Raw genomic sequence first — 24810 nt, 5'->3', positions numbered from 1 at the left:
GTGGCATGGGCGGCGGCGCTGCGCGCCTACATGTGGCACATCAGCGAAGTGCCGCACGTCGACTGGGCGGGTACGTTCGTCGGCATCCTGCTGCCCGGCGCGGTGTGCGGGGCGTTGCTCGGCGTCGCCGAGGCTCGGCGGCGGGCCGGGCGCAGGCGCGGGCTGCGGTGGTTCGCGCTCGCGCCGATGGCTTTCGCCGTGGCTGCGCTGTCGTTTCCCGGGGCGCTGTGGACGTTCCTCACGACCGGGCTCGGCGGCGGCGCGGTCGGTGTCGCGCTGCTGGCGATCGGTGGCGGCTTCGCACTGGGCCGGACCGGCCCGCTGTGGGCGCGGATCATCGTCGGCATCCTCGCGCTGCTTCTGCTCGTCGGAATCGTCGCCACAGTGCCCACTCTCGGTGGTGACGCCCTGGCTCTCACCGAGCCCCGCGGCGCCTGGGTCGCCGTCCTCGTCGCGTCACTCCTGGCACTGCTCGCACTGGCGGGCTCGATCCCGTTCTCGCGGGCGCCGACCATCGCGTAGCCGGCATTGCGCGCCTACCTCTTCTACCTCGTCGCGACGCTTTCGGCATCCGTGGACCCCGCAGATGATCGGGATAGATTCGAGTGATGGGCGACAGCGGACCGACTCGAACAGGACTCGGCCTGCCTCTTCTCGGCCTGGTTCTCGGTGCCGTGGCTACAGCGCTGGGCGTGGGAGCGGTGTTCTGGCTCGCGCTTGCCGGTGTCGCCTGGTCCGACGGGCTCACTCGTGGCTACTCGTGGGAGGACCGCGAAAGTGAGCTCGGCATCGGCATCGCGGTGGTGTTCGGGCTGGGTTGGCTCATTCTCCTCGGGGTCGCCGTCGTCGCACTGATCAAGAGGCCCCCTGCAACCGGCGCCCTGGTGGCCGTGCTCGTCGTCATCGCCGCGAGCGTCGCCGTGGTCGCCGCCGCGTGGTTTCTGTTCATCCCGACGCTCCCACCCAGCGAGTTCCCGACACCGCCGTGGAACCGCGCATAGCCCGGGTTCCTTGTCGACGGAGAGCGCTGCACTTTCAGCCGCTCAAGGGGCTGGGCGGCGATCAACTCGGGGGACGCTCGTGTCGAGTGCCGTCGCCCTCGCCACGGTGTTACGCGGCCTCATCCGGCCGAAGTTGTCGCCATCGCCTCGGATGGCGACACAGTGGGCCGGATGAGCGGATGCCGCGGGGGTTCATCCGTCCCGTTGTGTCGCCATTCCCGCAGGAAATGGAATCCGGCGGATTCCTCCGCTCAACGACCGGTAGCGCCGATGTCACGCCTCGGTCTCGGCAGCTCCGGGGATGACCCACCAGTCGGTGAATGATCGTGCGCGGCCGTCGCTGGTCAACCGGATGACCATGAGGTTGTCGTAGCGGCGGCTCTTCTCCGTCGCCGCCGGGTAGCTCGTCCAGCCCCGGACGATCGCGACGTCGCCATCGATCGCGGTGATCTCGTACTCGAAGGACCATGAGCCGGGATCGTCCTTCTGCCCGAGCCAGCCAGCGAGAATCGCGTCGTGACCGACCCACGGCTTCGTCGATGGCCCGTCCCGGTACTCCGCGTCCGGCGTGAACAGGGAGCGAATGTCACCCGGGTCGTTCGTCTGCCACGCGTGGATGTAACGGGCCACCCATGCATCGGCGGCCGCCGCGGCTGCGTCACGATCCCACATGTCCCCAGGCTCTCCGACAATGATGGCGAGTACAAGGCACCCCAGTTCGGGGTCGCCAGAGCCAACGCCGCCAACTCCCAGCAGTCGAACCACAAGAATAGCGCCTGACCAGGGAGAAATGGCGGAGATGAAGGGACTTAAACCCGGCTTGTCATTGACGAGGATGAGATCGTGGCCGAGTTCGACTCCGCGCGCAAGGCGTCGCGGAAGGCACAGCGGGAAGTCACCACCGCGTCGTGGTAGCCAGGCGCATCGTCCTGGACGCCAACATCCTCATCCGGGCGATGCGCGGCGTGAAGGTCGGCCGATTGCTGTCGACGTATGCGGAGTCGTTCGAGTTCTGCGCGCCGTCGATCGCGTTCGAAGATGCCGAGGCGATCCGCCGGCGATCATGGCAAGCGCGGGATCGGCCCTGAGCAGCTCGCCCTGGGGTTGGACGCGGTCCGCCTCCTGGTTGAGGAAGTGCCTGCCGAGGTCACCGATCCGATGCGGCCGATGGCACTGCAGCGCATCGACCGTCGTGACCCCGACGACTGGCCCATCGCCGCAGCCGCGCTGATCCTCGACTGCCCGATCTGGACCGAGGACAGAGACTTCTTCAGTGCAGGCATCCCCACCTGGAAGGAGTCACCGCGCGGATGGTCACAAGACAGGCCCGGGCAGAGGATGCCACGACGATGACGTCGGGTCCCGCACCGCGCCGCGCGGCGCTTGACGGGTCACTTCGTGCGGAGTCCGGCGCGCGCAGCTACCACTTCGTCTGACGCAATGCGTGTCGCTTCGTCCTCGTTCACGGCGGTGATGCGACCCCCATCGAGAATGGCGCGCAGCCGTCCGCCGCCGAGGCCACGCCGCAGTGCGGCAGCGATGACCGCATCGCGCGACCTGCCCGAGGCGGCAACCTGGGCATCGACCAGGCGCTCCACGTCGGCATCCAACTGGACCTGAATGACACTCATCGCAACCTCTTCCGTCGGACTCCGTGGTGCGCGGCTCAGGCGAGCGAGGCGATGCGGTCGCCGGCGAGCAGGTCGATGCGAAGGTCGACACCGAAGGCTTCAGCGTAGCGACGAAGGGTGTCGATACGAAGCTGGCCGAGATCACCCCGCTCCATCAGGGAGACCCGGTTCTGCGAGACACCGAGACGCTTCGCGACCTCGACCTGGGTGAGACCGAGACTACGACGAAGCTCCTTCAGACGCTCGCCACGAACCTGATCGACGAGCTTCTCGGCAGCCTCACGAAGCTGTTCACGGTCATAGCCGTAGCGCTCGATGATGTCGTCTTGAGTCACAGGGTTCGCCTTCGTCGCGGTCATCGCTCCAGTCCTTTCAGATGCTCATCGAACAACGGGCCGGCGACCGGGATGTTCTTGTCGTATCACTTCGTCCAGTTGATTGCTAGGAAGTCGGGGCATCGGACGTTCCGCACGTCTCACACTCATCACACGCCAGAATCGGCCCGAAACGGCATCCTCGGGAGGCTCGGGGTCACTTGGGGGTCACTTGGCGCACGTTCCTGAGAGCCGTCGTCGAGGCGGGTTGAGTTCACCCCTCGGCCGGTTCGCCGTACTTGCTGAAGTCCTCCCACGGCATCCACTTGCGCTCGCCTCGGTGCACCCAGGACTCCATGAGCAGCGGGAACTCGCCGTTGCCCCAATCGTGCAGATCCCGCGCCTCCGGTAGTACGCGCTCGACTTCGGAGAAGGACACCTCCACAAGCTCGTCGTCCTCGCCGACCTCGGGCAGCCGCTCATCCGTGAAATCCCCCGGCCCGTAGATGGTCCACCCGGAGAACCGTTCGTCGGCTGTGTCCTCCAAGAGCGCCCAGCCGGGCTCGACTGCTCCGGCGAGCACCCTGGCGGCGATCCTCAACGTGCTCTGGCCTCCAGGTCGGGTTCCATCGGCTTTGACCGTCATGCCGTGAGGCTACACTCGCCGTCAGACATCTTGGGCCTCGGGCGCGACAGAGGCGGCGGCGGCTTCGGGCACTCGACACCGCCACCGAGTTCCGGGTATTGTGTACGCAAGGATTACACATCAGGGAGGTGCGGTCATGGCGGTAACGGTGGGTGTGCGCGAGTTCCGGCAGGACCTCGCCGACTACATCGACGGTGACGAGCCCGTGACGGTGACCCGGCACGGCCGCCGGGTCGGCGTGTTCATCCCGACCCGCGGCGACCGCGCGGAGGCGATCGCCGCCTACCGGGCGGCGACGGAGAAGCTGCACGCGCTGATGGCCGAGCAGGGCATTGACGAGGATGAGGTCGTGGCCGAGTTCGACGCCGCGCGCAGAGCGCGCCGGAAGGCGCAGCGGGAAGCCCCCGCCGCATCGTGACGGCGAGGCGCATCGTCCTCGACGCGAACATCCTCATCCGAGCGATGCTCGGCGTGAAGGTTGGGGGGCTGCTGGCGAAGTACGCAGAGTCGGTCGAGTTCTGCGCGCCCTCGGCCGCATTCGAGGAGGCCGAGGCGAACCTGCCGGCGATCATGAACAAGCGCGGGATCGGCCCGGAACAGCTCGCCCTGGGGTTGGATGCGGTCCGTCTCCTGGTCGAGAAATTGCCCGCCGAGGTCACCGCTCCCATGCAGGCGAGGGCATTGCAGCGCATCGGCCGCCGCGATCCGGACGACTGGCACATCGCCGCAGCGGCGCTGATCCTCGACTGCCCGATCTGGACCGAGGACAAGGACTTCTGATCTGGAGCGAGGACAAGGACTTCTTCGGCGCGGGCATCCCGACCTGGACGAGCGACCTGGTGGAGATATACCTGCGCGACGATCGCCAGACCGACGCCACCGCGAGGCCGGACGGCCAATGAACATCTGGTCTTACCAGGGATTTTGGCGCGCTGCTGGCAGCGAAATCGGGCTTTCGGAGCGATATTCTCGCCTGAGAAAAGTGCTCCTGACCAGGTATTTCTGGCGGAGACGGAGGGATTTGAACCCGGCCTCCGAGACGAGACTAGCCTACGTTCACCTCCATCAGCCGCGTGTTTCCGCGGATTCCTTGGTTCCGTACTGACGTTGAGTTCGCCCTACCGTCGCTCACCCGGACGCAAATCGGACGCAACTTCTGATTGATGCGCGCCGATTCCCTGATGGGCCGATTCAGCCGATCGTGGGGTAGCGCAGATGCAACGCTACGCCCCCACGATCGAGAGCCGGAGGTCAGTACACGGCCGCGTAGAGCTCCTGGATCTGTGTGGTGTTGACGTGGCGGGGGTTGCCGCCGCGGCAGACGTCGTCGTATGCGGCTTGGGCGAGGGCGGCGAGGTCGTCCTCGTTGGCGCCGACGTCGCGGAGGGTGGTGGGGCTGCCGAGGTCGTCGACGAGTGTGGCGACGGCGGTGACGGCGGCTTCGCGTGCGGCGTGGAGGGGCATGGTGGCGGCGTCTTTCACGCCGAACGCGGCGGCGATGTCGCGGAACTTCTCGCCGGTCGCTTCGGCGTTGAAGGCCATGATGGGGGCGAGGAGGATGCCGTTGGCGACGCCGTGGGGGGCGGAGTAGAACGCGCCGAGCGGGTGGGCCATGGCGTGGACGAGGCCGAGTCCGACGTTGGAGTAGCCCATACCGGCGATGTACTGGGCGAGGGCCATCTGCTCCATGGCGTGCGGGTCGCCGTCGACGGCGGCGCGGAGGTTGCCGGCGATGAGCTGGATCGCCTTCAGGTGGAACATGTCGGACAGCTCCCATGCCGCGGCGGTGGTGTATCCCTCGATCGCGTGGGTGAGGGCGTCCAGGCCGGTCGCCGCTTTGAGGCCGCGGGGTGCGCCGGACATCATCTCCGGGTCGACGATCGCGAGCAGAGGGATGTCGTGCGGGTCGACGCAGACGAACTTGCGCTGGTTCTGCACGTCGGTGATGACGTAGTTGATCGTGGTCTCGGAGGCGGTGCCGGCGGTGGTGGGGATGGCGATGATCGGCACCGACGGGTTCTTCGTGGGCGCGACGCCTTCCAGGGAGCGGACGTCGGCGAACTCGGGGTTGCGGGTGATGATCCCGATCGCCTTGCAGGTGTCCTGCGGGGAGCCACCACCGACGGCGATGAGCACATCGGCGCCGGATGCCGCGAGCACCTCGACCCCGCGCTGCACGTTCTCGATCGTCGGGTTGGGGACCACTTCCGCGTACACCTCGTAGGGGAAGTTCGCGGCGTCCAGTAGCGCAGTGACTTTGTCGACGGTGCCGGCGGCGAGCAGGCCGGGGTCGGTGACGACGAGCGCTTTGGTGTAGCCGCGGCGGGCGATCTCGTCGGGGATGACGGTGATCGAGCCTCCTCCGAAGTACGCCATCTGGTTCCAGACCATGCGATTGACCATTTTGTTTCCCTTCGTTGGGTGGCGCCGGGTCGGCGTCGACGGTGGTTCAGGAGGCGAGCCGCGCGTGCTGCGGCTGCGGGAGGTACTGCTGCTGCGGTTGAGTCGCGGCGACCAGGGCGCGCAGGGTTTCGAGGTCGGCATCCGCGGGGAGGGCGCCGGCGGTGCGGGCTTGGATGAGCACGTTGCCGAGCGCGGTGGCCTCGACGGGTCCGGCGATCACGGGGATGCCGGCACGGTCGGCGGTGCGTTGACACAGCAGGGTGTTGAGGGAGCCGCCGCCGACGAGGTGGATGGTGTCCACGGTGCGACCGGTGAGGCCTGTGGCGGTGCGGATGCCGCGGGCGAACGCGTAGGCGAGGCTTTCGATGATGGCCCGCACGAACTCGGGCCGGCTGGCCGGGGCGGGCAGGTCCCGGTCGGCGTACCAGGCGGCGATGCGGGCGGGGATGTCGCCGGGTGCGGCGAAGGCGGGGTCGTCGACGTCGAACACCGCCGTCCGGTCCGCGGGGACCAGCGCGGCGCAGGCGAGCAGTTCGGACAGCTGCACCTGCCGTCCGGACTCGCGCTCCCACTGGCGGACGGACTCGCTGAGCAGCCACAGCCCCATCACGTTGTGGAGGAACCGGGTGCGTCCGTCCACGCCGCGTTCGTTCGTGAACCCGGCCTGCCGGGCCGCGTCGGTGACGACCGGGCGCTCGAGTTCGAGCCCGACCAGCCCCCACGTGCCGCACGAGATGTAGGCGGCGGTGGCCGGGTCGGTCATCGGGATCGCGACGACAGCCGACGCGGTGTCGTGAGAGCCGACCGCGACGACCGGCAGCTCCCCCACCGCGCCGACGTAGGCGGCGGTGTCCCCCGCAAGCGTCCCGAGCGTCTCCCCGGGCGCGATCAACGGCGGGGTGAGGTGGGTGGGGATGCCGAGCCGCTCCAGCAGGTCCCGGTCCCACTCGTCGGCGCCGAGGGGCAGCAGTCCGGTGGTGGATGCGTTGGTGATCTCGGCGCCCTGGCGTCCGGTGAGCCAGTACCCGATCAGGTCGGGGATCAGCAGCATCCGGTCCGCGAGGCCGAGCATCTCCTGCGGTTCGGTCGCCAGTTGATAGGAGGTGGTGAAAGGGAGGAACTGCAGACCGTTGCGCCGGTACAGCTCCGCGTGCGGGACGCGGGCGTGCACGCGATCCACGCCGCGCGCGGTGCGTGCGTCACGGTAGTGGAACGGGTTTCCCAGCACCCGGTCGCCCCGGATCAGGGCGTAGTCGACCGCCCAGCTGTCGACGCCGATCGACCGCGCCCCCGGTTCCCGCGACAGGGCGTCGCGGATGCCGGAGAGCACCTCCCCGTACAGGCCGAGGATGTTCCACCGCAGCCCGTCCCGCACCGGGACGGGGGTGTTCGCGAAACGGTGGACGAGGTCGAGGTCGAGCCGGTTCGTATCCACGTGTCCGAGGACGACGCGTCCGCTGGTGGCTCCGAGGTCGACGGCGACGACGCTGGCGGCGGTCATATCAGGACAGCCAGGGCGACTGGATGCCGAACGCGTCGGCGACGGCGCGGATCTCCTCCGGCAGCAGGCCCTCGCCCTTGCCGCCGGCGAGCACGTTCATGTACTCGTACTTCGCGCCGGTCTCCGCGTACTCGACCCGGTCGACCGCGCGGGTGACCGACACGTCGGAGCGGGACATGGTGCCGTGCTTGGACCACAGCACGATCTCGAACTCCCGCAGCCGGGCGACATTCGCGTCCATCAACTGCGGCGAGCCCGGGACCATGAACTCCAGCACCCCGATGCCCTGCGACAGCGCGACGATCGACTCCGGCTCCCACCGCAGGATCGCCGTGTTCATCGCCCGGTCCGACCGGTACGCCGGAATGTGGCTCAGGTGGGTCAGGTGCGGCGGCTGCGCGTGCACCACCGCGTGGAACGGCAGGTTCCGCCGTCCCACCTGGTCATCGTGCACGCCCAGGTGGGAGTTGAACTCGCTGGTCAGCTTCTCGAACGCGCGCCGCGGGCTCGTGAGCATCTCCGCGTGGACACCGTCAGCGTCGACGATCACCGCGCCGATCGCGGCCACCGGGTCCTCGGAGATCTGCCGCAGCCGGCGTCCCGACCCGGTCACCAGCAGTGTGCGGCCGGCGAGGTTGTGGGCGGGCAGGGGCAGCTGGATGCGCTCCGAGATCGGGAACACCTCCCGCACCCGCGGCAACTCGTCGACGCAGATGGAGATGTTGCCGGCACCGGCCTCGCTCGCGTCGATCTCGCAGATCCGGGCGCCACCGGCACCCATGTTCGCGAGATACTCCTCGATCGTCGGTCGCGTGGTCATCGTGGGGGTGGACATGAGATGGGGGTCCTTTCGGGACGGGGTTTCTGAACGGTGAAGCAGTAGTGGGTGCGGATGGGCGGGTCAGGAGCCCCAGCCGGCTGGGGTGCCGCCGGTGCGGGTGGCGGCGATGTGCTGCTGGTAGCCGGATGCGGCGTACGCGGCCATCGGGTCGGCGGGCAGCCCGCGGGAGCGCCGCCATTCGGCGAGGGCGGGGCGCACGTCGGTGGAGAACGCGTCCATGAACACCGCCTGCGCGCCGAGCACGTCGTTCGCAGCCTGCGCGGCATCCAACGCGTCACGGTCCAGGAGCAGCGCGCGGGCGGTCATCTCCTGCACGTTCAACACCGAACGGATCTGCCCCGGGATCTTGTCCTCGACGTTGTGGCACTGGTCGAGCATGAACGCGACATCCGGGTTGTTCAGCCCGCCCCCGCGCACCACCTCGACGAGGATGCGGAACAGCTGGAACGGGTCGGCCGCCCCCACGATCAGGTCATCGTCCGCGTAGAAACGGGAATTGAAATCGAACGACCCGAGCTTGCCGAGGCGCAGCAGCTGCATCACGATGAACTCGATGTTCGTCCCCGGCGCGTGATGCCCCGTGTCCAGACACACCAGCGCCTTCTCCCCCAGCGCGGCGACCTGCGCGTAACTGGTCCCCCAGTCCGGGACGTCGGTGTGATAGAACGACGGCTCGAAGAACTTGTACTCGAGCACCAGGCGCTGATCGTCGCCCAGGCGGGCGTAGATCTGCTGCAACGAGTCCGCCAACCGGTCCTGCCGGGCACGCATGTCCATCTGACCCGGATAGTTCGACCCCTCCGCGAGCCAGATCTTCAGATCCCGCGACCCCGTCGCATCCATGATGTCGATGCACTCCAGGTGATGATCGATCGCCTTCCGACGGATCCGGTCATCGTGGTGCGTGAGCGCACCGAACTTGTAGTCCTCGTCCTGGAACGTGTTCGAGTTGATCGTCCCGAGCTTCACCCCCAGACCCTCCGCATACCCGCGCAACGCCGCGTAATCGTCGGTCTTGTCCCACGGGATGTGCAACGCCACCGACGGCGCCAACGCCGTGAACTCGTTGACCTTCGCCGCATCCGCGACCTTCTCGAACACATCCCGCGGCGTCCCCGCCGTCGTCCACACCCGGAACCGCGTCCCCGAATTACCGAACGCCCACGACGGCAACTCGATCCCCTGCAACTCCAAGGCGGACAGGTGAATGGGAGATAGCGTCGCCATGGGGACCTCGATCTGGTGGACGATTCCGGTTGAATCGTTTCACCTGAGGGTAACCAAGACTCGCCTGCGTCCTTCGACCCGTGCGCCGTGAATAAGTTCCGGAGCCTCAGCTGTCCGACGACGTCAGCCTTCGAGGACTTCGCACGCTCGGGCGGCGAGAGTGGGCGCGGCATCACGGCCAGCGTCCGCCACGACGATCGCGTAGCGGAATTCGATCACTGCGGCCGGGTCGACGTTAAGTTCCTCGCTGAAGAGACAGTGGTGGCATGCCAGCTCGTCCCCCGAGAATCCACCGCGGTTTCCTCACGCACGGCTCTTCCCTCGGCGCGTCTTCTCGTCAACGCCGACTCCAGCAGCCCTGCGGCCCCATAGCTTCGCTCTCAATCGGGTGTGGGCTGGTTGTGTTTCCGGTTTCGTGCGAGGTCGGTGGCGAGTGAAGCGGCCGCTTGCGCGAAGAGATCGCGAAGCCATCGGTGAGCGGGATCGCCTCGATGGACGGGGTGCCACCACAGCGCGTTGGCCAGCGGAACCACATCGAAGGGCGGTGTCAGCGCGACTATCCCGTCCTGCGCCGGCAGCGAGGATAGGAGCCCGCGTTGCACCAAACCGATCCGATCGGTGTCCTTCACGAAGAGTGGTAGCGCGTGGAAACTCTCGACCACGGCGGCAATGTGGGGTTCGATGCCCATGTACTGAAGCTGTCGACTGGCCGACGTGAACGCCGTGCGCGTTTGGAAGGTGTAGACCCACTGCGCCGCGCCCAGGTCTTCGAGTTCCACGCCTCGTTCGACGATGGGGTTGTCAGCCGACGCGATCAACATCCAGTCGTCCTGCCACAGGTCAAGGAAAGGCAGGTCGGTCAGATAGCCATGCGGCAGCACGATGCCGTCCACATTCCGCAATTGCTCTGAGGCGTCGTCGACAATGGCGGGGCTGTGCAGGAGGAAGCGGAAGCGCACCGAGGGAGCGATGCTCCGCGCGATCCGCGCCACGACAGGGGCGATCGTGCACAGCGCGTAGTCCGACATGTACACGGAGAACTCTCGATTCGCCGTGGCCGGATCCCACTCGGCCTGTTCCTCGAAGATGCGGCGCGCGCCTTCCAGGGTTGCAGAGACCTGATCGACGAGCCGAAGGGCCAGAGGGCTGAGATCGTGGGAATTACCGCGTCGCACAAGGAGCGGATCGGAGAAATGCGTCCGAAGGCGGGCGAGCGCCGCACTTAGCGATGGCTGACTCAAGTGCAACCGATGGGCCGCGCGACTGACGCTGCGCTCAGTCAACAGCGCATCGAGCGAGATCAGCAGGTTCAGATCCAGGCGCGACAACGAGCCTGTGGTGTTCATCGGCGGGTGCCCCTCCCCCATTGGCGGATGCGTTATCGACCGAAACTATACCGACGATCGCGAATGCCGCCTTCCCTGATGTTCACCTCCGGGGCGAAGGTGTCATGACGCGCGGAGCTGCGCGAACGGAAGGATCGACGATGATCGAATTGCCCTCGGAGCGCCCGCTCGACCTCGATCGCGCGGACCCGGAACGCGAGATCCGCGTCCGAGCGGAGGCGTTCCGCAACTGGGGGCGTTGGGGAGACGACGACCGCCTCGGCACGCTCAACTTCATCGACGACGCGGCGCGCGCTCGCGCCGCGAGCCTTGTGCGTACCGGCGAGGTGGTGTCGTTGGCGCAGAGCTTCGACACCGACGGCCCCCAACGGGGCTGGCGTCGCCGCACGAATCCCGTCCACACCATGACGGACACCGGTGTCGAGGCTCAGTACATCGGGCAGGGCTTTCCGCACGGGTTCGGAGGCGCCGACGACGTGATCTCGATGCCGCTCCAGTGCTCGACCCAGTGGGATGGACTCGGGCACATCTTCGACCACGGGATGGCATGGAACGGTAGGCCCGCCGGCGAAGTGGTCACGAGCGAGGGCGATTTGGTGACCGGCATCGAGCATGCTGCGGCGAGCGTGGTCGGCCGCGGCGTCCTGCTCGATGTCGGTCGGCACCTGCGCCCTGACACAGGTGAACTCGAGGATGGATACGCCATCACCGCGGGCGATCTGGACGCGACGATCGAAGCGCAAGGTGCCCGCAGCGCCGTCGGCCGTGGCGACGTCCTCCTAATCCGCACGGGGCAATACGCCCGTACCCGCCGCAACGGATGGGGAGAATACGCCGGCGGCGCTGCGCCCGGTCTGTCTCTCACCACCGCGGGCTGGCTGCACCGACGGGAGATCGCCGCGGTCGCGACCGACACATGGGGTTTCGAGGTACGACCCAACGAGTTCGACGCAGCGGCGTTCCAGCCGCTGCACCAGGTCGTCATACCCAACATGGGCCTCACGATCGGCGAGATGTGGAATCTCGACGAGCTCGCCGTTCGTTGCGCCCACGTCGGCCGCTTCGAATTCCTGCTCTCCGCCCCACCACTGCCGATCACCGGGGCCGTCGGGTCCCCCATCAACCCGATCGCCGTCCTCTGACGCCGACCCATCCAGAACAGAGAGGTTCACTCGTGCCCGCAGTCAACAGAGTCGCCATCGCCGGCACCGGCGTCGCCGGCCTCGCCGCCGCCATCCAGCTCGCCAAGGCTGGCGTCGACGTCGACGTCTTCGAAGCGAAACCCGACCTGAGCGCGCTCGGTTCGGGCATCTCCCTCCAGGGCAACGCGCTGCGCTCGCTCGATGCGCTGGGGGTCTGGGACGCCGTGCGTGCGGCCGGCTACGCGTTCGACGGCCTCACCCTCCGCGCGCCCGGACCCGACGCACCCGTGGTGGCGCAGCTGCCAGACGTCAAGAGCGGCGGTCCGCAATACCCGGCGGGTATGGGAATGCCCCGTCCCGCGCTCGCCGCCATCCTCTACGCCGAAGCGGAACGAGCCGGTGCGCACATCCGGTGCGGGTCACGCGTGAGCGGATTCACCCAGACCGAGTCGGGTGTCCACGTACACGTCGACGGCGAATCGGTCGGCGACTACGACCTGCTCATCGGCGCCGACGGTCTTCACTCCACGATCCGCGAGGCGATCGGCATCGACACGAAACCGCAGCACACGGGCATGGGCATCTGGCGCGCCTTCGTCTCGCGCCCTGCCGAGGTGGAGCGCACCGAGCTCTACTACGGCGGCCCGGTCTACATCGCCGGCTACACACCGACCGGCGACGACTCGATGTACGCCATCCTCGTCGGCGACGCACAGGAGCACTTCGGGGCCTCCGAGGATGAGGCCCGCGCGCTGATGCTCGAGCAAACCCGGGCATATGGCGGGCCGTGGGAGTCGATCCGCGCGGATCTCGAGTCCGGCGCGAAAGCGCACTACACCTGGTTCACCCAACACCTCGTCGCGGAACCGTGGAACCGAGGCCGGGTGGTCATCATCGGCGACGCGGCCCACTCCTGCCCCCCGACGATCGCACAAGGCGCCGCTCAGGGACTCGAGGACGCATTGGTCCTCACCGAGCTGCTCGCCACGCGCTCGGAGGTGGACCAGTCACTGTGGGACGAGTTCCACGCTCGTCGGATCCCTCGGGCGCGGATGGTCGTGGAGGCATCTGTCCAGCTGGGGCAGTGGCAGCTCGAGCACAATCGCGACGCTGACGCCGGCGGGTTGATCTTCTCTGTTTCGCAGAAGCTCGCGGAGCCGGCGTGAGGCTCGCGCGCTGGACGGCGCCTGGGGACGACGACCGGACCCGGGAGGGTTTCATCATCGGTGATCGGGCGGTGGAGTTTCCGGACGGACTGACCGTGGCGGACGTCATCGCCGGAGGCCTCGACGCGGCCCGCACCCTCCACTCCCGGATCGAGCCGGGCATCGGCACGCCGTGGCGGGAGGTGGGTCTGCTCCCACCGCTCGTCCCCGCGTCGATCCGCGACTTCGTTGCCTTCGAAGAGCACGTCGAAGGGGTGAGCGCGGCGATCGACGGCACGAGTCATGTCCCCGCCGAGTGGTACGAGGCGCCAACGTTCTACTTCACCAATCCGCACACGGTACTCGGGCCGGACGCGCCCCTGCGTCCCCCGGTGGCCGAGCGCCTCGACTTCGAACTCGAGGTCGCCGCGGTGATCGGCGGAGGCGGCGGCGCGAACCTCTCCGTCACCGAGGCGGAGCACGTGATCTTCGGCTACACGATCATGAACGACTGGTCCGCGCGCGACCTGCAGGGCCGCGAGATGAAAGTACGACTGGGGCCGGCCAAGGGGAAGGACTTCGCAACGAGCCTCGGCCCGTGGATCGTCACCGCCGACGAACTCTCCCGGTTCGTCGATGGCGGTGGTTATCTGGCGTTGCGCGCGGAGGTGTTCGTGAACGATCGGCTCGTCGGAGCAGATCTTGTCTCGAACATGGCGTGGCCCTTCGCCGCTCTCGTCGCCTACGCGTCACGGAACTCCCGCGTCGTTGACGGAGATGTTCTGGGCTCGGGCACTGTCGGCAACGGCGGATGCCTGGCCGAACTGTGGGGCCGCAGCGGCTCGCTCAGTCCGGCGCCGCTGCGCGCGGGCGATGAGGTGCGCATGAATGTCGAGGGGATCGGCTCGCTCCGCAATCCGGTGGGAGCGCCCGTCGTCGGCCCGGAGATTCCGGCAGCGACGGCGCGTCCTCGGCTGCGGGTGCGAGCGTGATCGGCTACCCGGGACTGGCCGGGCGCACGATCGTCGTCACGGGCGCGGCCGGCGGACAGGGTATGCGCGAGGCACTCCAGTTGTCGGTTCTCGGCGCCAACGTAATCGCGACCGACATCGCACCGACCGCGCCCGAGGACTACGACGGCACCCCGGTGGAGTATCTGCCCTTGGACGTCGCCGACGAATCCGGCTGGCGCTCTCTCGCGGCGGCGGTGGCCTCCCGCAGCGCGCATCCTCTCCGTGGTCTCGTCAACAACGCCGGGATCACCCACCGCACTCGCCTGGGGGCAACTGCGCGTGCCGACTGGGATCGCGTGTTCGCGGTGAACGTCACGGGCGCAATGTTGGGCATCCAGCATCTCGCGCCGCTCATGGATGTGGGCTCATCGATCGTGAACGTCGGCTCGGTCGCGGCGCTGACCGCGCATTACCCCGCCGCGTACACGTCGTCCAAGTGGGCTCTGCGGGGACTAACCCATGTCGCGGCGACCGAGTACGGCCCGCGGGGGATCCGCGTGAACATCGTCCATCCCGGCTTCATCGATACGCCGATGACCGCGGGCGCGCCGGTCATGATGCGATCGACGCAGCTCGACCTGACACCTCTCGAACGTGTCGGCCTCGCCGACGAGGTCGCCTCGGTCGTCACGTTCCTCCTCTCGGATGCCGCTGGCTACGTCAGCGGAGCGGAGATTCCCGTCGACGGCGGCTTCTCCTCCACGGCCGGGGCGAAGCTCCTGTCCGACAGGCTCGCGCACTCTGCGCTGAACGACTCGCCGCCAGCCGACCCCGCACTTGCATAAGGAGACCTCCATGTTCATGTACTTCCCCACCAACTACGTCTGGTCGATGGCCGCCGTCTCCGCACTCAACTGCGGCGGCTACATCGATGAGGTCGACCGCGCGTGCAAGCCCGTCCTTCTCGCCTCTCAGAATGGCGACGACGCAGGCACGGAAGAGCTCTATGCCGCGTGGGCGGCGGTCGCCGACCGGCTTATCGAGAAGGCGAAGGAGGACGAGGCTCGCGGGCGGCGCATCGGTGCCGGCGAGACCTATTACCGCGCCTCCCTCTACACGTCGCAGGCCGAGCGACTGCAGTCACCAAAGTGGGAGGGCAGAACCGCCGCCTATCAGAAGTCGATCGATCTCCTTCTCAAGCACGTCGAACTCTCGGACATTCCGCTGACGACGGTCGATGTGCCCTACCAGGACGCCCTGCTCCCCGGCTACTTTCTGAGGGCCCCGGGCGACGGGCCGCATCCCGTCATCATCCAGTGGAACGGCTTCGATTCGACGAAGGAGATGATGTACTACTCGCAGTTCCCGCAACAACTCGCCGAACGCGGCGTCTCCACCCTCATGATCGACACCCCCGGTTCCGGGGAGGCACTGCGCCTCCGCGGACTGACGGCCCGCTACGACACGGAGGCGTGGGCTGCCCCGATCGTCGACTGGCTCGTCGACCACGCGGAGCAGCTCGGCATCGACCCCGAACAGATCGGGATCGTGGGCTGGTCGCTGGGCGGCTATTACGCACCGCGCGCGCTCGCCTTCGAGAAGCGGCTCAAGCTCGGTGTCGCGTGGGGCGCCAACCACAACTGGGCGGAGGTCCAGGAGGCCCGGCGACGCCGCGAGGGCGAGAACCCGGTCCCCCACTACTGGGATCACGCGTTCTGGGTATGGGACGCCAGGGATATGACGGACTTCATCGAGAAGACGAAGGAGATGCACCTCAACGGCGTCGTCGACAAGATCACGGTTCCGTTCCTGATCACCCACGGCGTCGCCGACCGGCAGATCCCGGTGAAGTACGCGCATCAGAGCTACGACCAGGCGGTCAACTCGCCCAAGCGCGAGCTGCGTCTGTTCGACGACCCGGAAGGCGGTACCGAACACATCTCGGTAGACCACATGCCCTACGTCGGCGGGATCATCGCCGATTGGATCGCGGAGACATTCACCGAACTGGCGACCTGACGGATCACGACTTGCGCCCCCTCGCGCAGGCCCTCGGGATCACCCACGCGTCTTTGCTGAGGCATTCCGGGAGCAAAGAGGATCTGGTCAGAGAGGTACTCGATCGCCGACTCTCAGTCATTCGTCGAGCGCATGCGGGGCGTGTGCAACCAGAAAGTTTCGCATCCCGCGACTCCGCGCTCTCGAAGCCGCCGTTCATCACGCCGGTTTTGCAGGCACCATCAGCACCTCTGATGGTCGTTATCGCCGATCACGGCTCGCCCGACGATGTAGCGCGGCCGTACCTTTCTCGCGAGTCGAAGGAGATTCCCGATATGTCGATGACTGACATCCCCGTTCCCCCGTCCACCCGCTCACGCACACCGGGCCCGTGGCAGGCAGCGCTGCTGCTGGCTGGAAGCTGCATGCCCGTGATGGGTTCGGTCCTCATCACTCCCGTGCTGCCGCAGCTGTCCGCTCACTTCGGCGATGCTCCCGGCGCCGACATCCTCGTTCCGATGATCGTCGCGATCCCGGCGCTCATGATCGCGATCTTCGCGCCCTTCGCGGGCCAGATCGTCGATCGCCTCGGACGCAAGACGTTGTTGATCGTGGCGATGCTGGCGTATGCCGTCGCCGGCACTGTGCCGGCGTGGCTGGACAGCCTCGGCGGGATCCTCGTGAGCCGCGCGTTCGTCGGCGTATTCGAAGCGGCGATCATGACCGTGTGCACCACCCTGATCGTCGACTACTTCCACGAGGCGAGGCGCCGCAATCGGTACCTCGGGTTGCAGACGGTCGCCACGACCCTCGGCGCAACGGTGTTCATCGCGGTCGGCGGGGCCGTTGGATCCGCCGGCTGGCACGCGCCATTCTGGATCTACGCGATCGCCATTCCCATCGCGGTGCTGATGATCGTGTCGATCTGGGAGCCGGCGCGTTCGGACTCGACGGACTCGCATGCCGTCGTTGGCGAACGCGCCGCCGTTCCCTGGCGCGCGATCGCGCTGCCTCTTGTGGTCAGCCTCTTCGGCGGGTTCACGTTCTACGTGATGATCATCGAGACCAGCTACCTCGTGGTGGGCACGGGCGTCGCACCGACCGACACCGCGACAATCGGCCTCGTCGCGGCTATCGCCTCGCTGGCGACGGCCGCCGGCGCCCTCCTGTTCCCGCGTCTCGCCCGTCGCGGCTCCCAGCAACTGGTGCCGACCGCCTTCGCTCTTCAGGCGGTGGGGATGATCATCGTATGGCTGACGCCCGCCTTCGCAGGTGTCCTCATCGGCGCTGTCATCGCCTCATTCGGTTCGGGGATCCTCCTGCCTTCACTGGTGACCTGGGCGCTCGCACGCACGCGCTTCGAGGACCGCGGCCGGGTGACCGGGTGGTGGACCGCGGCCTTCTTCTTCGGCCAGTTCGCGACTCCGATCATCGTCGGCGGCATCACGGCGGCGACCGGCTCCCTGCCGGTGTCGGTCGGGGTTGTCGGAATCGCCGCTGCCGTCGTCGGCGTCGTCGTGCTCCTGGGGACGAGGGCGTCCCGGACCCGCGCTGCGGCGCCGCTGGAGTCGGAGCCGCTGGTCTGAGCTCTCGCGGATGAGCGCCCGGCGAGTCACGCGCGTCGGGTGCTCATCCGTTCGACCAGGCTGGGTGTGAGACTCAGCGCGCGTGTCCCCCCGGACTCGGTGCCGCCGCTGTTCATCCGTTCGATCAACAACTCGACGCCGGCAGCCCCGAGGTCTTGTCCCGGCTGCCCGATGGTGGTGATGGGAAGAGGCGCATCCCACGCGGCTCGGTTGTTGTCGTACCCGATGACCCCGACGTCTCCGGGCAGCGTGATGTCCGGCGCTTCGGCGAACGCTTGGATGATGCCGGCTGCGAGAAGATCGGAGGCTGCGACGATTCCATCGACCTCACCACTGCGCACGCGATCGACGAGTCGACGACCCGCACGCCACCCGTCCGCGCGGTTGATCGCCTCAAGCGCGAGCACATCCATCGGCAGCAGCCCCGCCTCCGCCATCGCGTCCAAGAACCCCCGACGCCGCTCGGCGATCGGCTGCAAGCTCGTGGGGCCACCGACGAACACGATGCGACGCCGACCGGAGTCGATGAGGTGCCTGGCCGCCGTGCGTCCGCCGTGGACGTTGTCGATGTAGACGCTGTCGTAGATCCCTGATTGATCGTGGTAGTTGAGCAGGACGAGAGGTGTGCGGCCCGGTCGATGCGAGACGACGCTGCGAAAATGATCGGCGTCGTTGAGAGTGAGCATCAGCCCCCCCACGCGCGCGGAGTCGAACACGTCGAGCGCCCTGCGCTCACGCTCCACGCGACCATCCGTATTGGCGAGCATCAGTACGTGCGACATCCGCTCGGCGGCATCCTCTGCCCCACGGGCGATGTCGATGAAGAGCGAGTTGTCGAGATCGGAGATCACGACTCCGATGGTGCGACTCTCGCCGGCGGCGAGCGATCGTGCCGCACCATTGGGCACATAGCGCAACGCATCAATCGCGTGTTGCACGCGCTCCAGAGTCTTGGGGGCGACCCGTTGCGGGTGGTTGAGAACGTTCGACACCGTACCGATCGACACACCGGCAAATCGCGCAACGTCGTTGATCCCGATCGTGGAACGTGGAGCGGGCGACGTCGACATTCCGCCATCATATGCGTTGTTGGAGCGCTTCAACTGACATTGGGAACCGTGATAACTGCCATCACATAAGCCATGTCGCTTCGGCTTTGACTCCACCAGTCACATTCCTATGGTTCTTTGTAGCGCTTCAATCGAGGCCGCATTCAAGGAGGAACTGTGACCACAGCACGTCGTTCGGTGAGAAGGCTCACCGTCGTCGGCGCCGCCATCGGCGCCACCGCACTCGCGCTCACCGCCTGCGCCGGAGGCGGTACCGGAGGCGAGACATCGTCGCCGGAGAGCTTCACCTACCTGTCGTTCGCCGAGAACACGGCGATCCAAGACACTTTGACCGCCCTCAGCACCGGGCAGTGCGCCGATGCAGACTCAGCGCTCGCCCTCGACGTCACGACGCAGCCGCAGGCGAGTTACGATCAGCAGCTCCAACTCCTGGCTGGACAGGACGCACTCCCAGTGCTGTTCGCGAGCGGCAACTCCCCGCAGGTGGCCAAAGACCTTAACGATGGCGGGAAGCTCGTCGACATCGGCGCCGAGCTGGAGAAGCTCGGTGTCGCCGACGACATCCTTCCGGCAGCGAAGTCGACCGTGGAGGCCCTCTACAACGGCGGCGACTACGTTCTGCCGACCGAGTTCAACGTCGAAGGCATCTGGTACAACAAGAAACTCTTCGCCGACAACGGAATCGACGTCCCCACGACGTGGGACGACCTGGTCTCCGCCGCCGAGAAGCTCAACGCCGCGGGGATCGTGCCCTTCTCCGCCGACGGTGAGGACGGCTGGCCGCTCACCCGCCTTGTGGGCAACTACCTGTACCGCACCATCGGCCCCGACGCCCTGCAGAAGGTCGCCGACGGCGAGGCGAAGCTCACCGACCCCGAGTACGTCGAGGCCGCGGCGAAGATCGCCGAGCTGGGAGAAGCCGGCTACTTCGGCCCGTCGGTGGGTTCGATCGACTACAACACCGCCGTCAACCAGTTCCTGACGGGGCAGGCGGGCATGTTCTACATGGGCAGCTGGATCCTCTCGAACTTCAACGACCCCGAGCAGAACCAGATTGGCACAGACAACATCGGCTTCATGCCCTTCCCCGATGTCGAGGGCGGCGCGGGCAGCAGCGACCAGCTCGCGGCCAATGTCGGCGTGCCCCTGGCGATGGCGAAGGCCTCATTCGACGACAACGCCGCCGCATGGCTGAAGTGCATCGCCGAGAACTTCGGTGCCCAGTCGCTGCAGGAGCAGGGCGTCATCACGGGCTTCACCGCCGACGGCGTCACCGGGCTCCCCGCTCTGACGACCGAGGTGCAGGACAAGATCAACGCGACCACGCAGAGCGTGCTCTGGTTCGAAGCGCTCTTCAACGCCAAGGCTGCCACGACGAGCCAGACGAACGCGGCACAGCTGGTCACCGGCCAGATCTCGCCCGAGGAGTTCATGGACCTCGTCCAGTCCGACCTCCAGTAATCACCAACGGCTGCGGCCCGCATTCCCGCGGGCCGCAGCCGTCGACCTCCCTCAAGATTGGCCTCACCCCTGTGAACCGTGTCCTCGGCGACTGGCGCGCCGTTTTCGTCCTCTTGGGCCCCGCCCTCCTCGTCTACACCCTCGTCATGCTCGTGCCGATCTTCTGGTCGCTCGGCTACACCGTCTTCGAGGGCAACCCGATCACCGGGTTCGAGTTCGTGGGCTTCGACAACATCGCCAAGCTGTTCACCGACCCCAAGGTGCAGGACGCCACTGTCTTCACCATCAAGTACGCCGTCATCGTCACTGTCACGCAGGTGCTGTTCGGCTATCTGATCTCTCTGATGTACGTCTTCTGGCTGCGACGGGCTTCGAGCCTGGTGCGCACCCTCGTGTTCTTCCCGGTCGTCCTTCCCACCGTCGCCGTGGCGCTCTTGTTCCAGGAGCTTTTCAAGATCGCCCCTCAGACCGGGTTGGTCAACGATCTACTGATCGCCGTCGGGCTGAGCCCGGTCGACTGGTTCGGTAGCGCCGGCACCGCGTTCGTGGTGATCGTCCTGATGGACCTGTGGCGCTCGATGGGCTTCTACGCCGTGCTGCTGTACGCCGGTCTCCTCGACATCCCCGAGGAGACCTTCGAGTCGGCACGGCTCGACGGGGCGTCCGGCTGGCGACTGACGTGGCATATCGTCCTGCCGTTGTCTCTGCCGGTTCTCCTGTCATCGATCATCTTCTCGATCAACGGGACCCTGAAGGTGTTCGACTCGATCCTCGCGCTCACCAAGGGCGGCCCCGGCAATTCGACCACGCCGCTCACGCTTTACATGTTCCAGACGTCCTTCACGTACGGCGAGTACGGGTACGGCAGCTCCATCGCGCTGCTGTTGACGATGCTGTGCCTCATCGTGACGCTATTCATCTTCCGCACCACGCGGCGCGACCTCACGAAGGGCTGACCGACAATGACCACCACCGCCATCCGCCGTCCGCGCCGCCCCTGGAGCCTCGGCCGCACACTGCGCAGCGTCCCGAAGTGGATCATCGTCACGATCCTTCTGATTGTCGTGGTCTACCCCTTGTTCTGGCTGCTGACGGGGTCGCTGAAGACGCAGACCGAGTTCTTGAACAACCCGACCTGGGCCCTGCCCGAGAACTGGTTCAACTTCGACAACTACGTCAGCGCCTGGGTCGACGGGAACCTGCCGACCTACTTCCGCAACAGCATCCTCGCTGTCTTCCCGTCGCTGCTGTTCACGATCGTCCTCGGCGTGGCTGCGGGTTTCGCCCTCGAGGTCATGGTGTGGAAGGGACGGGGCACCGTGCTGCTGATGTTCCTTGCGGGCATCATGATCCCCGGTCAGATGATCCTGCTCCCCCTGTTCACGATCTATTTCCGCGCCGGCCTGACGAACTCGCTGTGGCCACTGATCATCACGTACACCGTGATCGGTCTCCCGCTGACGGTGTTCATGATGGCGACCTATTTCCGCAGCGTGCCTCGTGAGATCTTCGAGGCGGCAACGCTGGACGGAGCGAACATCTATCGCACATTCTGGTCGGTCGGATTCCCGATGGTACGCAACGCGGTGTTCACCGTCGCGCTGGTGCAGTTCTTCTTCATCTGGAACGACCTCCTGATCGCGTTGACCTTCACGACCAAGGATTCGCTGCGCACGATTCAGGTCGGTCTCCTCAACTTCACCGGCCAGTTCGGTCAGGTGCAGTACGGGCCGACGTTCGCCGCCATCTCCATCAACGTCGTTGCGACGCTCGCGCTCTACCTCTTCCTGAACCAGCGGATCATGAAGGGCATGGCGGCGGGCGCCGTGAAGGGGTGAGGTGGTCAGACAACACGGAGAATCCCCCGTACGCTGAATCGATACAACGCTTTATCCGAGAGTGACCAACATGACCCTCCCCCTTGCCGCCCCGCGGCTGCGCATCGAGCACTTTCCCGAGCGCGTCCGACTCGGCATCTCCGAGACCCGACCGCGCCTGTCCTGGATCATCGACACCGCGCCCGCCGGCTACCGCCAGGATGCCTACGAGCTCGCCTGGACCATCACCGCACCGGGAGTCGCCGAGGCCGCCGTACCTCGCACGACGATCGTCGAGTCGCCCGACCAGGTGCTCGTCCCCTGGCCGGGAGAGGATCTTCCCTCGCGGTCGCGCGTATCGGTCACGGTCCGCACTCGCGACGCCGACACCGCGTCATGGAGCGAATGGAGCGATCCGGCCGTCGCTGAACGCGGGCTCGACGCCTCGGACTGGACTGCGCTGCTCGTTGGACCGGGGTATGAGGAGCCACCGCTGACGGAACGCCGCGCACCCCTCGTCCGCGGCGAGTTCGAGCTTCCCGCTGCCATCGTGGAAGCGCGACTGCATCTCACCGCGCACGGCCTCGTCGAGGTGGAGATCAACGGCCAGCGGGTCGGCCGCGACGAGCTGATTCCTGGGTGGACGCCCTACGCGGAGTATCTGCGCGTGTTCACCTATGACGTCACGGCACACCTCCATCCGGGGAACAACGCCATCGGCGCGTGGCTCGGCGATGGCTGGTTCCGCGGCCGCATCGGCTTCGAGGGCGGTACGGAGAACATCTACGGCGAACACGTCGGCGTCCTCGCGCAGGTCGAGGTCGTCTTCGCCGATGGATCGACGCACACCGTCACGTCGGGGACCGACTGGCGCAGCGCTCCCGGACCTCTGACGCGCGCCAGCCTGTACGACGGCGAGCGGATCGATCTCGCTCTCATCCCCGCGGGATGGTCCGAGCCCGGCTTCGACGACTCCGCCTGGAGCCCGACCGAAGCACATCCCCTCGACTACGCGATCCTGTCGTCGCCGGCCGGCGAGCCCGTGCGCGCCGTCGAGGAGCTCCTTCCGCAGACGATCAGCGCAGTCGACGGCGGATGGTTGATCGACTACGGCCAGAATCACTCCGGGCGGCCTCGACTGCGCATCCCGGCGGCGCCGGCGGGTACGCACATCACCGTGCAGCACGCCGAGGTCCTGCAGGACGGTCGGCTGTGCCGCCGTCCTTTGCGGGAGGCAGCTTCGGTCGATGAGGTGATCACCGCCGGAGAAGCAGTGGAGTGGGAACCTCGGTTCACCATCCACGGCTACCGCTACGCGTTCGTCACGGGGTGGCCGGGAGAGGAGCCGCCGAGCGCGGGGTCGATCGTCTCGCGGGTGCTGCATTCCGACATGCAGCGCACGGGCTGGTTCCGCTCCGATCGAGAAGACTTGAACCGTCTTCACGAGAACGTCGTGTGGGGACTGCGCTCGAACTTCGTGGACATCCCGACCGACTGCCCGCAGCGCGACGAGCGGCTCGGCTGGACGGGCGACATCCAACTCTTCGCCCCGACCGCGAGCTTCCTGTACGACGTACACGGTGTGCTGGATGACTGGCTGCGGTCGCTCCGCGTGGAGCAGGATCGCTACGGCGGTAACGTTCCGGTGTACGTGCCCTGGGTTCCCGGCGGCGCCTGGTGGCGGCCGGATGGAGAGGTCGCGGGATGGGGCGACGCAGCGGCCATCGTTCCGGAGGCTCTCTACGGCGCGTTCGGCGACGCTGAACTCGTCGCGCGCCAGTACGCGTCTGCACGGACGTGGGTCGAGAAGGTGTCCGCGCTCGCGGGTCCGTCCCGGCTGTGGGACCAGCAGCGTCAACTCGGAGACTGGCTCGACCCTGCGGCGCCGCCCGACCGCCCCTTCGAGGCGGTGACCGATCCGCATCTCGTGTCCACTGCCTACTTCGCGCGTTCGACTGCGGCGTTGGCAGAGCTGGCGAAGACCATCGGCGAGACAGACGACGCCGAGCGGTATCGTTCGCTGGCGGCCGAGATCCGCGCTGCGTATCGCCGGCGATACGTGGAATCCGGTGACGCGTCGCACGACACGGTCGCCGCGCACGCTCTGACGATCGCATTCGACCTCATCGATGACGCTGACGGTCTCGAGCGCGCCGGCACGCGACTCGACGCACTGATCCGTGAGCGCGGGTACCGGGTGTCGACCGGCTTCCTCGGAACGCCTGTGGTCACCGAGGCGCTCACCCGCACCGGACATCTCGACACGGCATACCGGATGGTCCTCAACCACGATGCGCCCTCGTGGATGGCCACGATCGACCTCGGGGCGACGACCGTCTGGGAACGGTGGGACTCGTTGCTGCCCGATGGCAGCGTGAATCCGGGCGACATGACGTCCTTCAACCACTACGCGCTGGGGTCGGTCGCGCATTGGATCCATGGGACGATCGCGGGGCTCAGCGTGAGTGCGCCGGGCGGCCGCGAGCTGCGGATCGCCCCGCGGCCCGGTCCCGGAGTCTCGTCGGCGGGCGCCACCCTCACGACGCCGTACGGAGAGGCGGCGGTGGACTGGGAGCTGGTCGGCGACCAGTTGACGCTCTCCTACACCGTTCCCGTCGGAGCGAGCGCCGTGGTGGAGTTGCCGGGGAGGGAGGCCGTGCGCGTCGGGCACGGCTCGTTCGCCGCACAGTTGTCGATCTGACCTGCGAACGTGATCGACGCCGTGCCC

Annotated in this window: 27 protein-coding genes; 17 read left to right on the top strand and 10 right to left on the bottom strand. The window is 67.1% G+C overall.

The genetic code is table 11. From position 1 onward, the window contains the following. Together WBP48_RS03260 and WBP48_RS03255 are read left to right on the top strand one after the other, a co-directional pair. Window positions 1-522, top strand: a 522-nt coding sequence (locus WBP48_RS03260; RefSeq protein ID WP_424436022.1) for a hypothetical protein, incomplete at its 5' end; no start/stop codon positions are given. An 86-nt stretch (window positions 523-608) separates the two neighbouring features. After that, entirely contained in the window at window positions 609-1001 is a 393-nt protein-coding gene (locus WBP48_RS03255) for a hypothetical protein (RefSeq protein WP_424436019.1), read from the top strand. A gap of 273 nt (window positions 1002-1274) precedes the next feature. Here WBP48_RS03255 and WBP48_RS03250 read toward each other — a convergent pair whose 3' ends face one another. Beyond that, window positions 1275-1673, bottom strand: coding sequence for a nuclear transport factor 2 family protein (locus WBP48_RS03250; protein WP_424436016.1), 399 nt, complete (start codon window positions 1671-1673; stop codon window positions 1275-1277). A gap of 236 nt (window positions 1674-1909) precedes the next feature. Here WBP48_RS03250 and WBP48_RS03245 point away from each other — a divergent pair, with 236 nt between their 5' ends. Beyond that, complete coding sequence (locus WBP48_RS03245; protein WP_424436013.1) at window positions 1910-2089, top strand: hypothetical protein; 180 nt, start codon at window positions 1910-1912, stop codon at window positions 2087-2089. Further along, window positions 2040-2354 (top strand): PIN domain-containing protein, encoded by a 315-nt coding sequence (locus tag WBP48_RS03240; protein ID WP_424436010.1) that lies wholly within the window; start codon window positions 2040-2042, stop codon window positions 2352-2354. The genes WBP48_RS03245 and WBP48_RS03240 overlap by 50 nt, the downstream gene beginning before the upstream one ends. Before the next feature lie 38 nt (window positions 2355-2392). On the opposite strand, the gene WBP48_RS03235 is transcribed toward WBP48_RS03240, so the two are convergent. The 3 genes from WBP48_RS03235 to WBP48_RS03225 all read right to left on the bottom strand — a co-directional run bounded on the left by WBP48_RS03235 (window position 2393) and on the right by WBP48_RS03225 (window position 3592). Continuing rightward, a complete protein-coding gene (locus WBP48_RS03235) occupies window positions 2393-2632 on the bottom strand; it encodes a hypothetical protein (RefSeq protein ID WP_424436007.1) in 240 nt (79 codons plus the stop codon). A gap of 35 nt (window positions 2633-2667) precedes the next feature. Beyond that, complete coding sequence (locus WBP48_RS03230; RefSeq protein WP_424436004.1) at window positions 2668-2991, bottom strand: helix-turn-helix domain-containing protein; 324 nt, start codon at window positions 2989-2991, stop codon at window positions 2668-2670. 229 nt (window positions 2992-3220) lie between these two features. Then, complete coding sequence (locus WBP48_RS03225; RefSeq protein WP_424436002.1) at window positions 3221-3592, bottom strand: hypothetical protein; 372 nt, start codon at window positions 3590-3592, stop codon at window positions 3221-3223. 136 nt (window positions 3593-3728) lie between these two features. On the opposite strand from WBP48_RS03225, the gene WBP48_RS03220 reads away from it, so the two are divergent. The 3 genes from WBP48_RS03220 to WBP48_RS03210 are packed head-to-tail and all read left to right on the top strand — an operon-like array spanning window position 3729 to window position 4494. Continuing rightward, on the top strand, window positions 3729-4010 hold the full coding sequence (locus tag WBP48_RS03220; protein ID WP_424435999.1) for a type II toxin-antitoxin system prevent-host-death family antitoxin: 282 nt from the start codon (window positions 3729-3731) through the stop codon (window positions 4008-4010). Further along, window positions 4007-4372, top strand: a complete 366-nt coding sequence (locus WBP48_RS03215) for a PIN domain-containing protein (protein WP_424435996.1) — start codon at window positions 4007-4009, stop codon at window positions 4370-4372. The genes WBP48_RS03220 and WBP48_RS03215 overlap by 4 nt, the downstream gene beginning before the upstream one ends. Beyond that, the gene (locus WBP48_RS03210; protein WP_424436028.1) at window positions 4273-4494 is read left to right on the top strand and encodes a PIN domain-containing protein; all 222 of its coding nucleotides are present in this window, start codon (window positions 4273-4275) and stop codon (window positions 4492-4494) included. Before WBP48_RS03215 ends, WBP48_RS03210 begins: the two co-directional genes overlap by 100 nt. A gap of 349 nt (window positions 4495-4843) precedes the next feature. On the opposite strand, the gene fucO is transcribed toward WBP48_RS03210, so the two are convergent. From fucO to WBP48_RS03185, 5 genes are all read right to left on the bottom strand, one after another. Further along, on the bottom strand, window positions 4844-5983 hold the full coding sequence (gene fucO / locus WBP48_RS03205; RefSeq protein WP_424435993.1) for a lactaldehyde reductase: 1140 nt from the start codon (window positions 5981-5983) through the stop codon (window positions 4844-4846). Window positions 5984-6041: 58 nt separating this feature from the next. Further along, entirely contained in the window at window positions 6042-7496 is a 1455-nt protein-coding gene (locus WBP48_RS03200) for a rhamnulokinase (protein WP_424435990.1), read from the bottom strand. Window position 7497: 1 nt separating this feature from the next. Continuing rightward, a complete protein-coding gene (locus WBP48_RS03195; RefSeq protein WP_424435987.1) occupies window positions 7498-8331 on the bottom strand; it encodes a class II aldolase/adducin family protein in 834 nt (277 codons plus the stop codon). A gap of 66 nt (window positions 8332-8397) precedes the next feature. Next, window positions 8398-9564: an L-rhamnose isomerase gene (gene rhaI / locus WBP48_RS03190; RefSeq protein ID WP_424435984.1), complete on the bottom strand. Its 1167-nt coding sequence runs from the start codon at window positions 9562-9564 to the stop codon at window positions 8398-8400. 380 nt (window positions 9565-9944) lie between these two features. Then, window positions 9945-10910 carry a LysR substrate-binding domain-containing protein gene (locus tag WBP48_RS03185; RefSeq protein WP_424435981.1) on the bottom strand — a complete coding sequence of 322 codons (966 nt, stop codon included), beginning with the start codon at window positions 10908-10910 and terminating at the stop codon, window positions 9945-9947. 140 nt (window positions 10911-11050) lie between these two features. Between WBP48_RS03185 and WBP48_RS03180 the strand changes: the two genes are divergently transcribed. The 6 genes from WBP48_RS03180 to WBP48_RS03155 all read left to right on the top strand — a co-directional run bounded on the left by WBP48_RS03180 (window position 11051) and on the right by WBP48_RS03155 (window position 17734). Next, window positions 11051-12052: a cyclase family protein gene (locus WBP48_RS03180; RefSeq protein WP_424435978.1), complete on the top strand. Its 1002-nt coding sequence runs from the start codon at window positions 11051-11053 to the stop codon at window positions 12050-12052. A 32-nt stretch (window positions 12053-12084) separates the two neighbouring features. Next, window positions 12085-13218, top strand: a complete 1134-nt coding sequence (locus WBP48_RS03175) for an FAD-dependent monooxygenase (RefSeq protein ID WP_424435975.1) — start codon at window positions 12085-12087, stop codon at window positions 13216-13218. Further along, window positions 13215-14189 (top strand): fumarylacetoacetate hydrolase family protein, encoded by a 975-nt coding sequence (locus WBP48_RS03170; protein WP_424435972.1) that lies wholly within the window; start codon window positions 13215-13217, stop codon window positions 14187-14189. Before WBP48_RS03175 ends, WBP48_RS03170 begins: the two co-directional genes overlap by 4 nt. Beyond that, a complete protein-coding gene (locus tag WBP48_RS03165) occupies window positions 14186-14995 on the top strand; it encodes an SDR family NAD(P)-dependent oxidoreductase (protein WP_424435970.1) in 810 nt (269 codons plus the stop codon). The genes WBP48_RS03170 and WBP48_RS03165 overlap by 4 nt, the downstream gene beginning before the upstream one ends. Before the next feature lie 10 nt (window positions 14996-15005). After that, window positions 15006-16169 (top strand): alpha/beta hydrolase family protein, encoded by a 1164-nt coding sequence (locus WBP48_RS03160; protein WP_424435967.1) that lies wholly within the window; start codon window positions 15006-15008, stop codon window positions 16167-16169. 320 nt (window positions 16170-16489) lie between these two features. Beyond that, window positions 16490-17734: an MFS transporter gene (locus tag WBP48_RS03155; RefSeq protein WP_424435964.1), complete on the top strand. Its 1245-nt coding sequence runs from the start codon at window positions 16490-16492 to the stop codon at window positions 17732-17734. Window positions 17735-17760: 26 nt separating this feature from the next. Here the strand turns inward: WBP48_RS03155 and WBP48_RS03150 are convergent, their stop codons facing one another. After that, complete coding sequence (locus WBP48_RS03150) at window positions 17761-18804, bottom strand: LacI family DNA-binding transcriptional regulator (RefSeq protein ID WP_424435961.1); 1044 nt, start codon at window positions 18802-18804, stop codon at window positions 17761-17763. Between the two features lie 156 nt (window positions 18805-18960). On the opposite strand from WBP48_RS03150, the gene WBP48_RS03145 reads away from it, so the two are divergent. From WBP48_RS03145 to WBP48_RS03130, 4 genes are all read left to right on the top strand, one after another. Then, window positions 18961-20265, top strand: a complete 1305-nt coding sequence (locus WBP48_RS03145) for an ABC transporter substrate-binding protein (RefSeq protein WP_424435958.1) — start codon at window positions 18961-18963, stop codon at window positions 20263-20265. 71 nt (window positions 20266-20336) lie between these two features. After that, complete coding sequence (locus tag WBP48_RS03140) at window positions 20337-21221, top strand: carbohydrate ABC transporter permease (protein WP_424435955.1); 885 nt, start codon at window positions 20337-20339, stop codon at window positions 21219-21221. A 6-nt stretch (window positions 21222-21227) separates the two neighbouring features. Then, complete coding sequence (locus tag WBP48_RS03135) at window positions 21228-22103, top strand: carbohydrate ABC transporter permease (protein ID WP_424435952.1); 876 nt, start codon at window positions 21228-21230, stop codon at window positions 22101-22103. 70 nt (window positions 22104-22173) lie between these two features. Next, a complete protein-coding gene (locus tag WBP48_RS03130) occupies window positions 22174-24783 on the top strand; it encodes a family 78 glycoside hydrolase catalytic domain (protein WP_424435949.1) in 2610 nt (869 codons plus the stop codon). The last annotated feature ends 27 nt before the right edge of the window (window positions 24784-24810 follow it).

Source organism: Microbacterium sp. (assembly GCF_049661145.1).
GTDB lineage: Bacteria > Actinomycetota > Actinomycetes > Actinomycetales > Microbacteriaceae > Microbacterium.
The sequence above is the reverse complement of the archived record's forward strand: the minus strand, read 5'-3'. Positions and strand labels throughout refer to the sequence as shown.

Coding starts and splice junctions, on each gene's coding strand:
- WBP48_RS03220 (WP_424435999.1), top strand. CDS start 3,729: ATGGCGGTAACGGTGGGTGTGCGCGAGTTCCGGCAGGACCTCGCCGAC.
- WBP48_RS03185 (WP_424435981.1), bottom strand. CDS start 10,910: ATGAACACCACAGGCTCGTTGTCGCGCCTGGATCTGAACCTGCTGATC.
- WBP48_RS03195 (WP_424435987.1), bottom strand. CDS start 8,331: ATGTCCACCCCCACGATGACCACGCGACCGACGATCGAGGAGTATCTC.
- WBP48_RS03130 (WP_424435949.1), top strand. CDS start 22,174: ATGACCCTCCCCCTTGCCGCCCCGCGGCTGCGCATCGAGCACTTTCCC.
- WBP48_RS03225 (WP_424436002.1), bottom strand. CDS start 3,592: ATGACGGTCAAAGCCGATGGAACCCGACCTGGAGGCCAGAGCACGTTG.
- WBP48_RS03155 (WP_424435964.1), top strand. CDS start 16,490: ATGACTGACATCCCCGTTCCCCCGTCCACCCGCTCACGCACACCGGGC.
- WBP48_RS03150 (WP_424435961.1), bottom strand. CDS start 18,804: ATGTCGACGTCGCCCGCTCCACGTTCCACGATCGGGATCAACGACGTT.
- WBP48_RS03230 (WP_424436004.1), bottom strand. CDS start 2,991: ATGACCGCGACGAAGGCGAACCCTGTGACTCAAGACGACATCATCGAG.
- WBP48_RS03240 (WP_424436010.1), top strand. CDS start 2,040: ATGCCGAGGCGATCCGCCGGCGATCATGGCAAGCGCGGGATCGGCCCT.
- WBP48_RS03135 (WP_424435952.1), top strand. CDS start 21,228: ATGACCACCACCGCCATCCGCCGTCCGCGCCGCCCCTGGAGCCTCGGC.
- WBP48_RS03160 (WP_424435967.1), top strand. CDS start 15,006: ATGTTCATGTACTTCCCCACCAACTACGTCTGGTCGATGGCCGCCGTC.
- WBP48_RS03200 (WP_424435990.1), bottom strand. CDS start 7,496: ATGACCGCCGCCAGCGTCGTCGCCGTCGACCTCGGAGCCACCAGCGGA.
- fucO (WP_424435993.1), bottom strand. CDS start 5,983: ATGGTCTGGAACCAGATGGCGTACTTCGGAGGAGGCTCGATCACCGTC.
- WBP48_RS03255 (WP_424436019.1), top strand. CDS start 609: ATGGGCGACAGCGGACCGACTCGAACAGGACTCGGCCTGCCTCTTCTC.
- WBP48_RS03250 (WP_424436016.1), bottom strand. CDS start 1,673: ATGTGGGATCGTGACGCAGCCGCGGCGGCCGCCGATGCATGGGTGGCC.
- rhaI (WP_424435984.1), bottom strand. CDS start 9,564: ATGGCGACGCTATCTCCCATTCACCTGTCCGCCTTGGAGTTGCAGGGG.
- WBP48_RS03180 (WP_424435978.1), top strand. CDS start 11,051: ATGATCGAATTGCCCTCGGAGCGCCCGCTCGACCTCGATCGCGCGGAC.
- WBP48_RS03235 (WP_424436007.1), bottom strand. CDS start 2,632: ATGAGTGTCATTCAGGTCCAGTTGGATGCCGACGTGGAGCGCCTGGTC.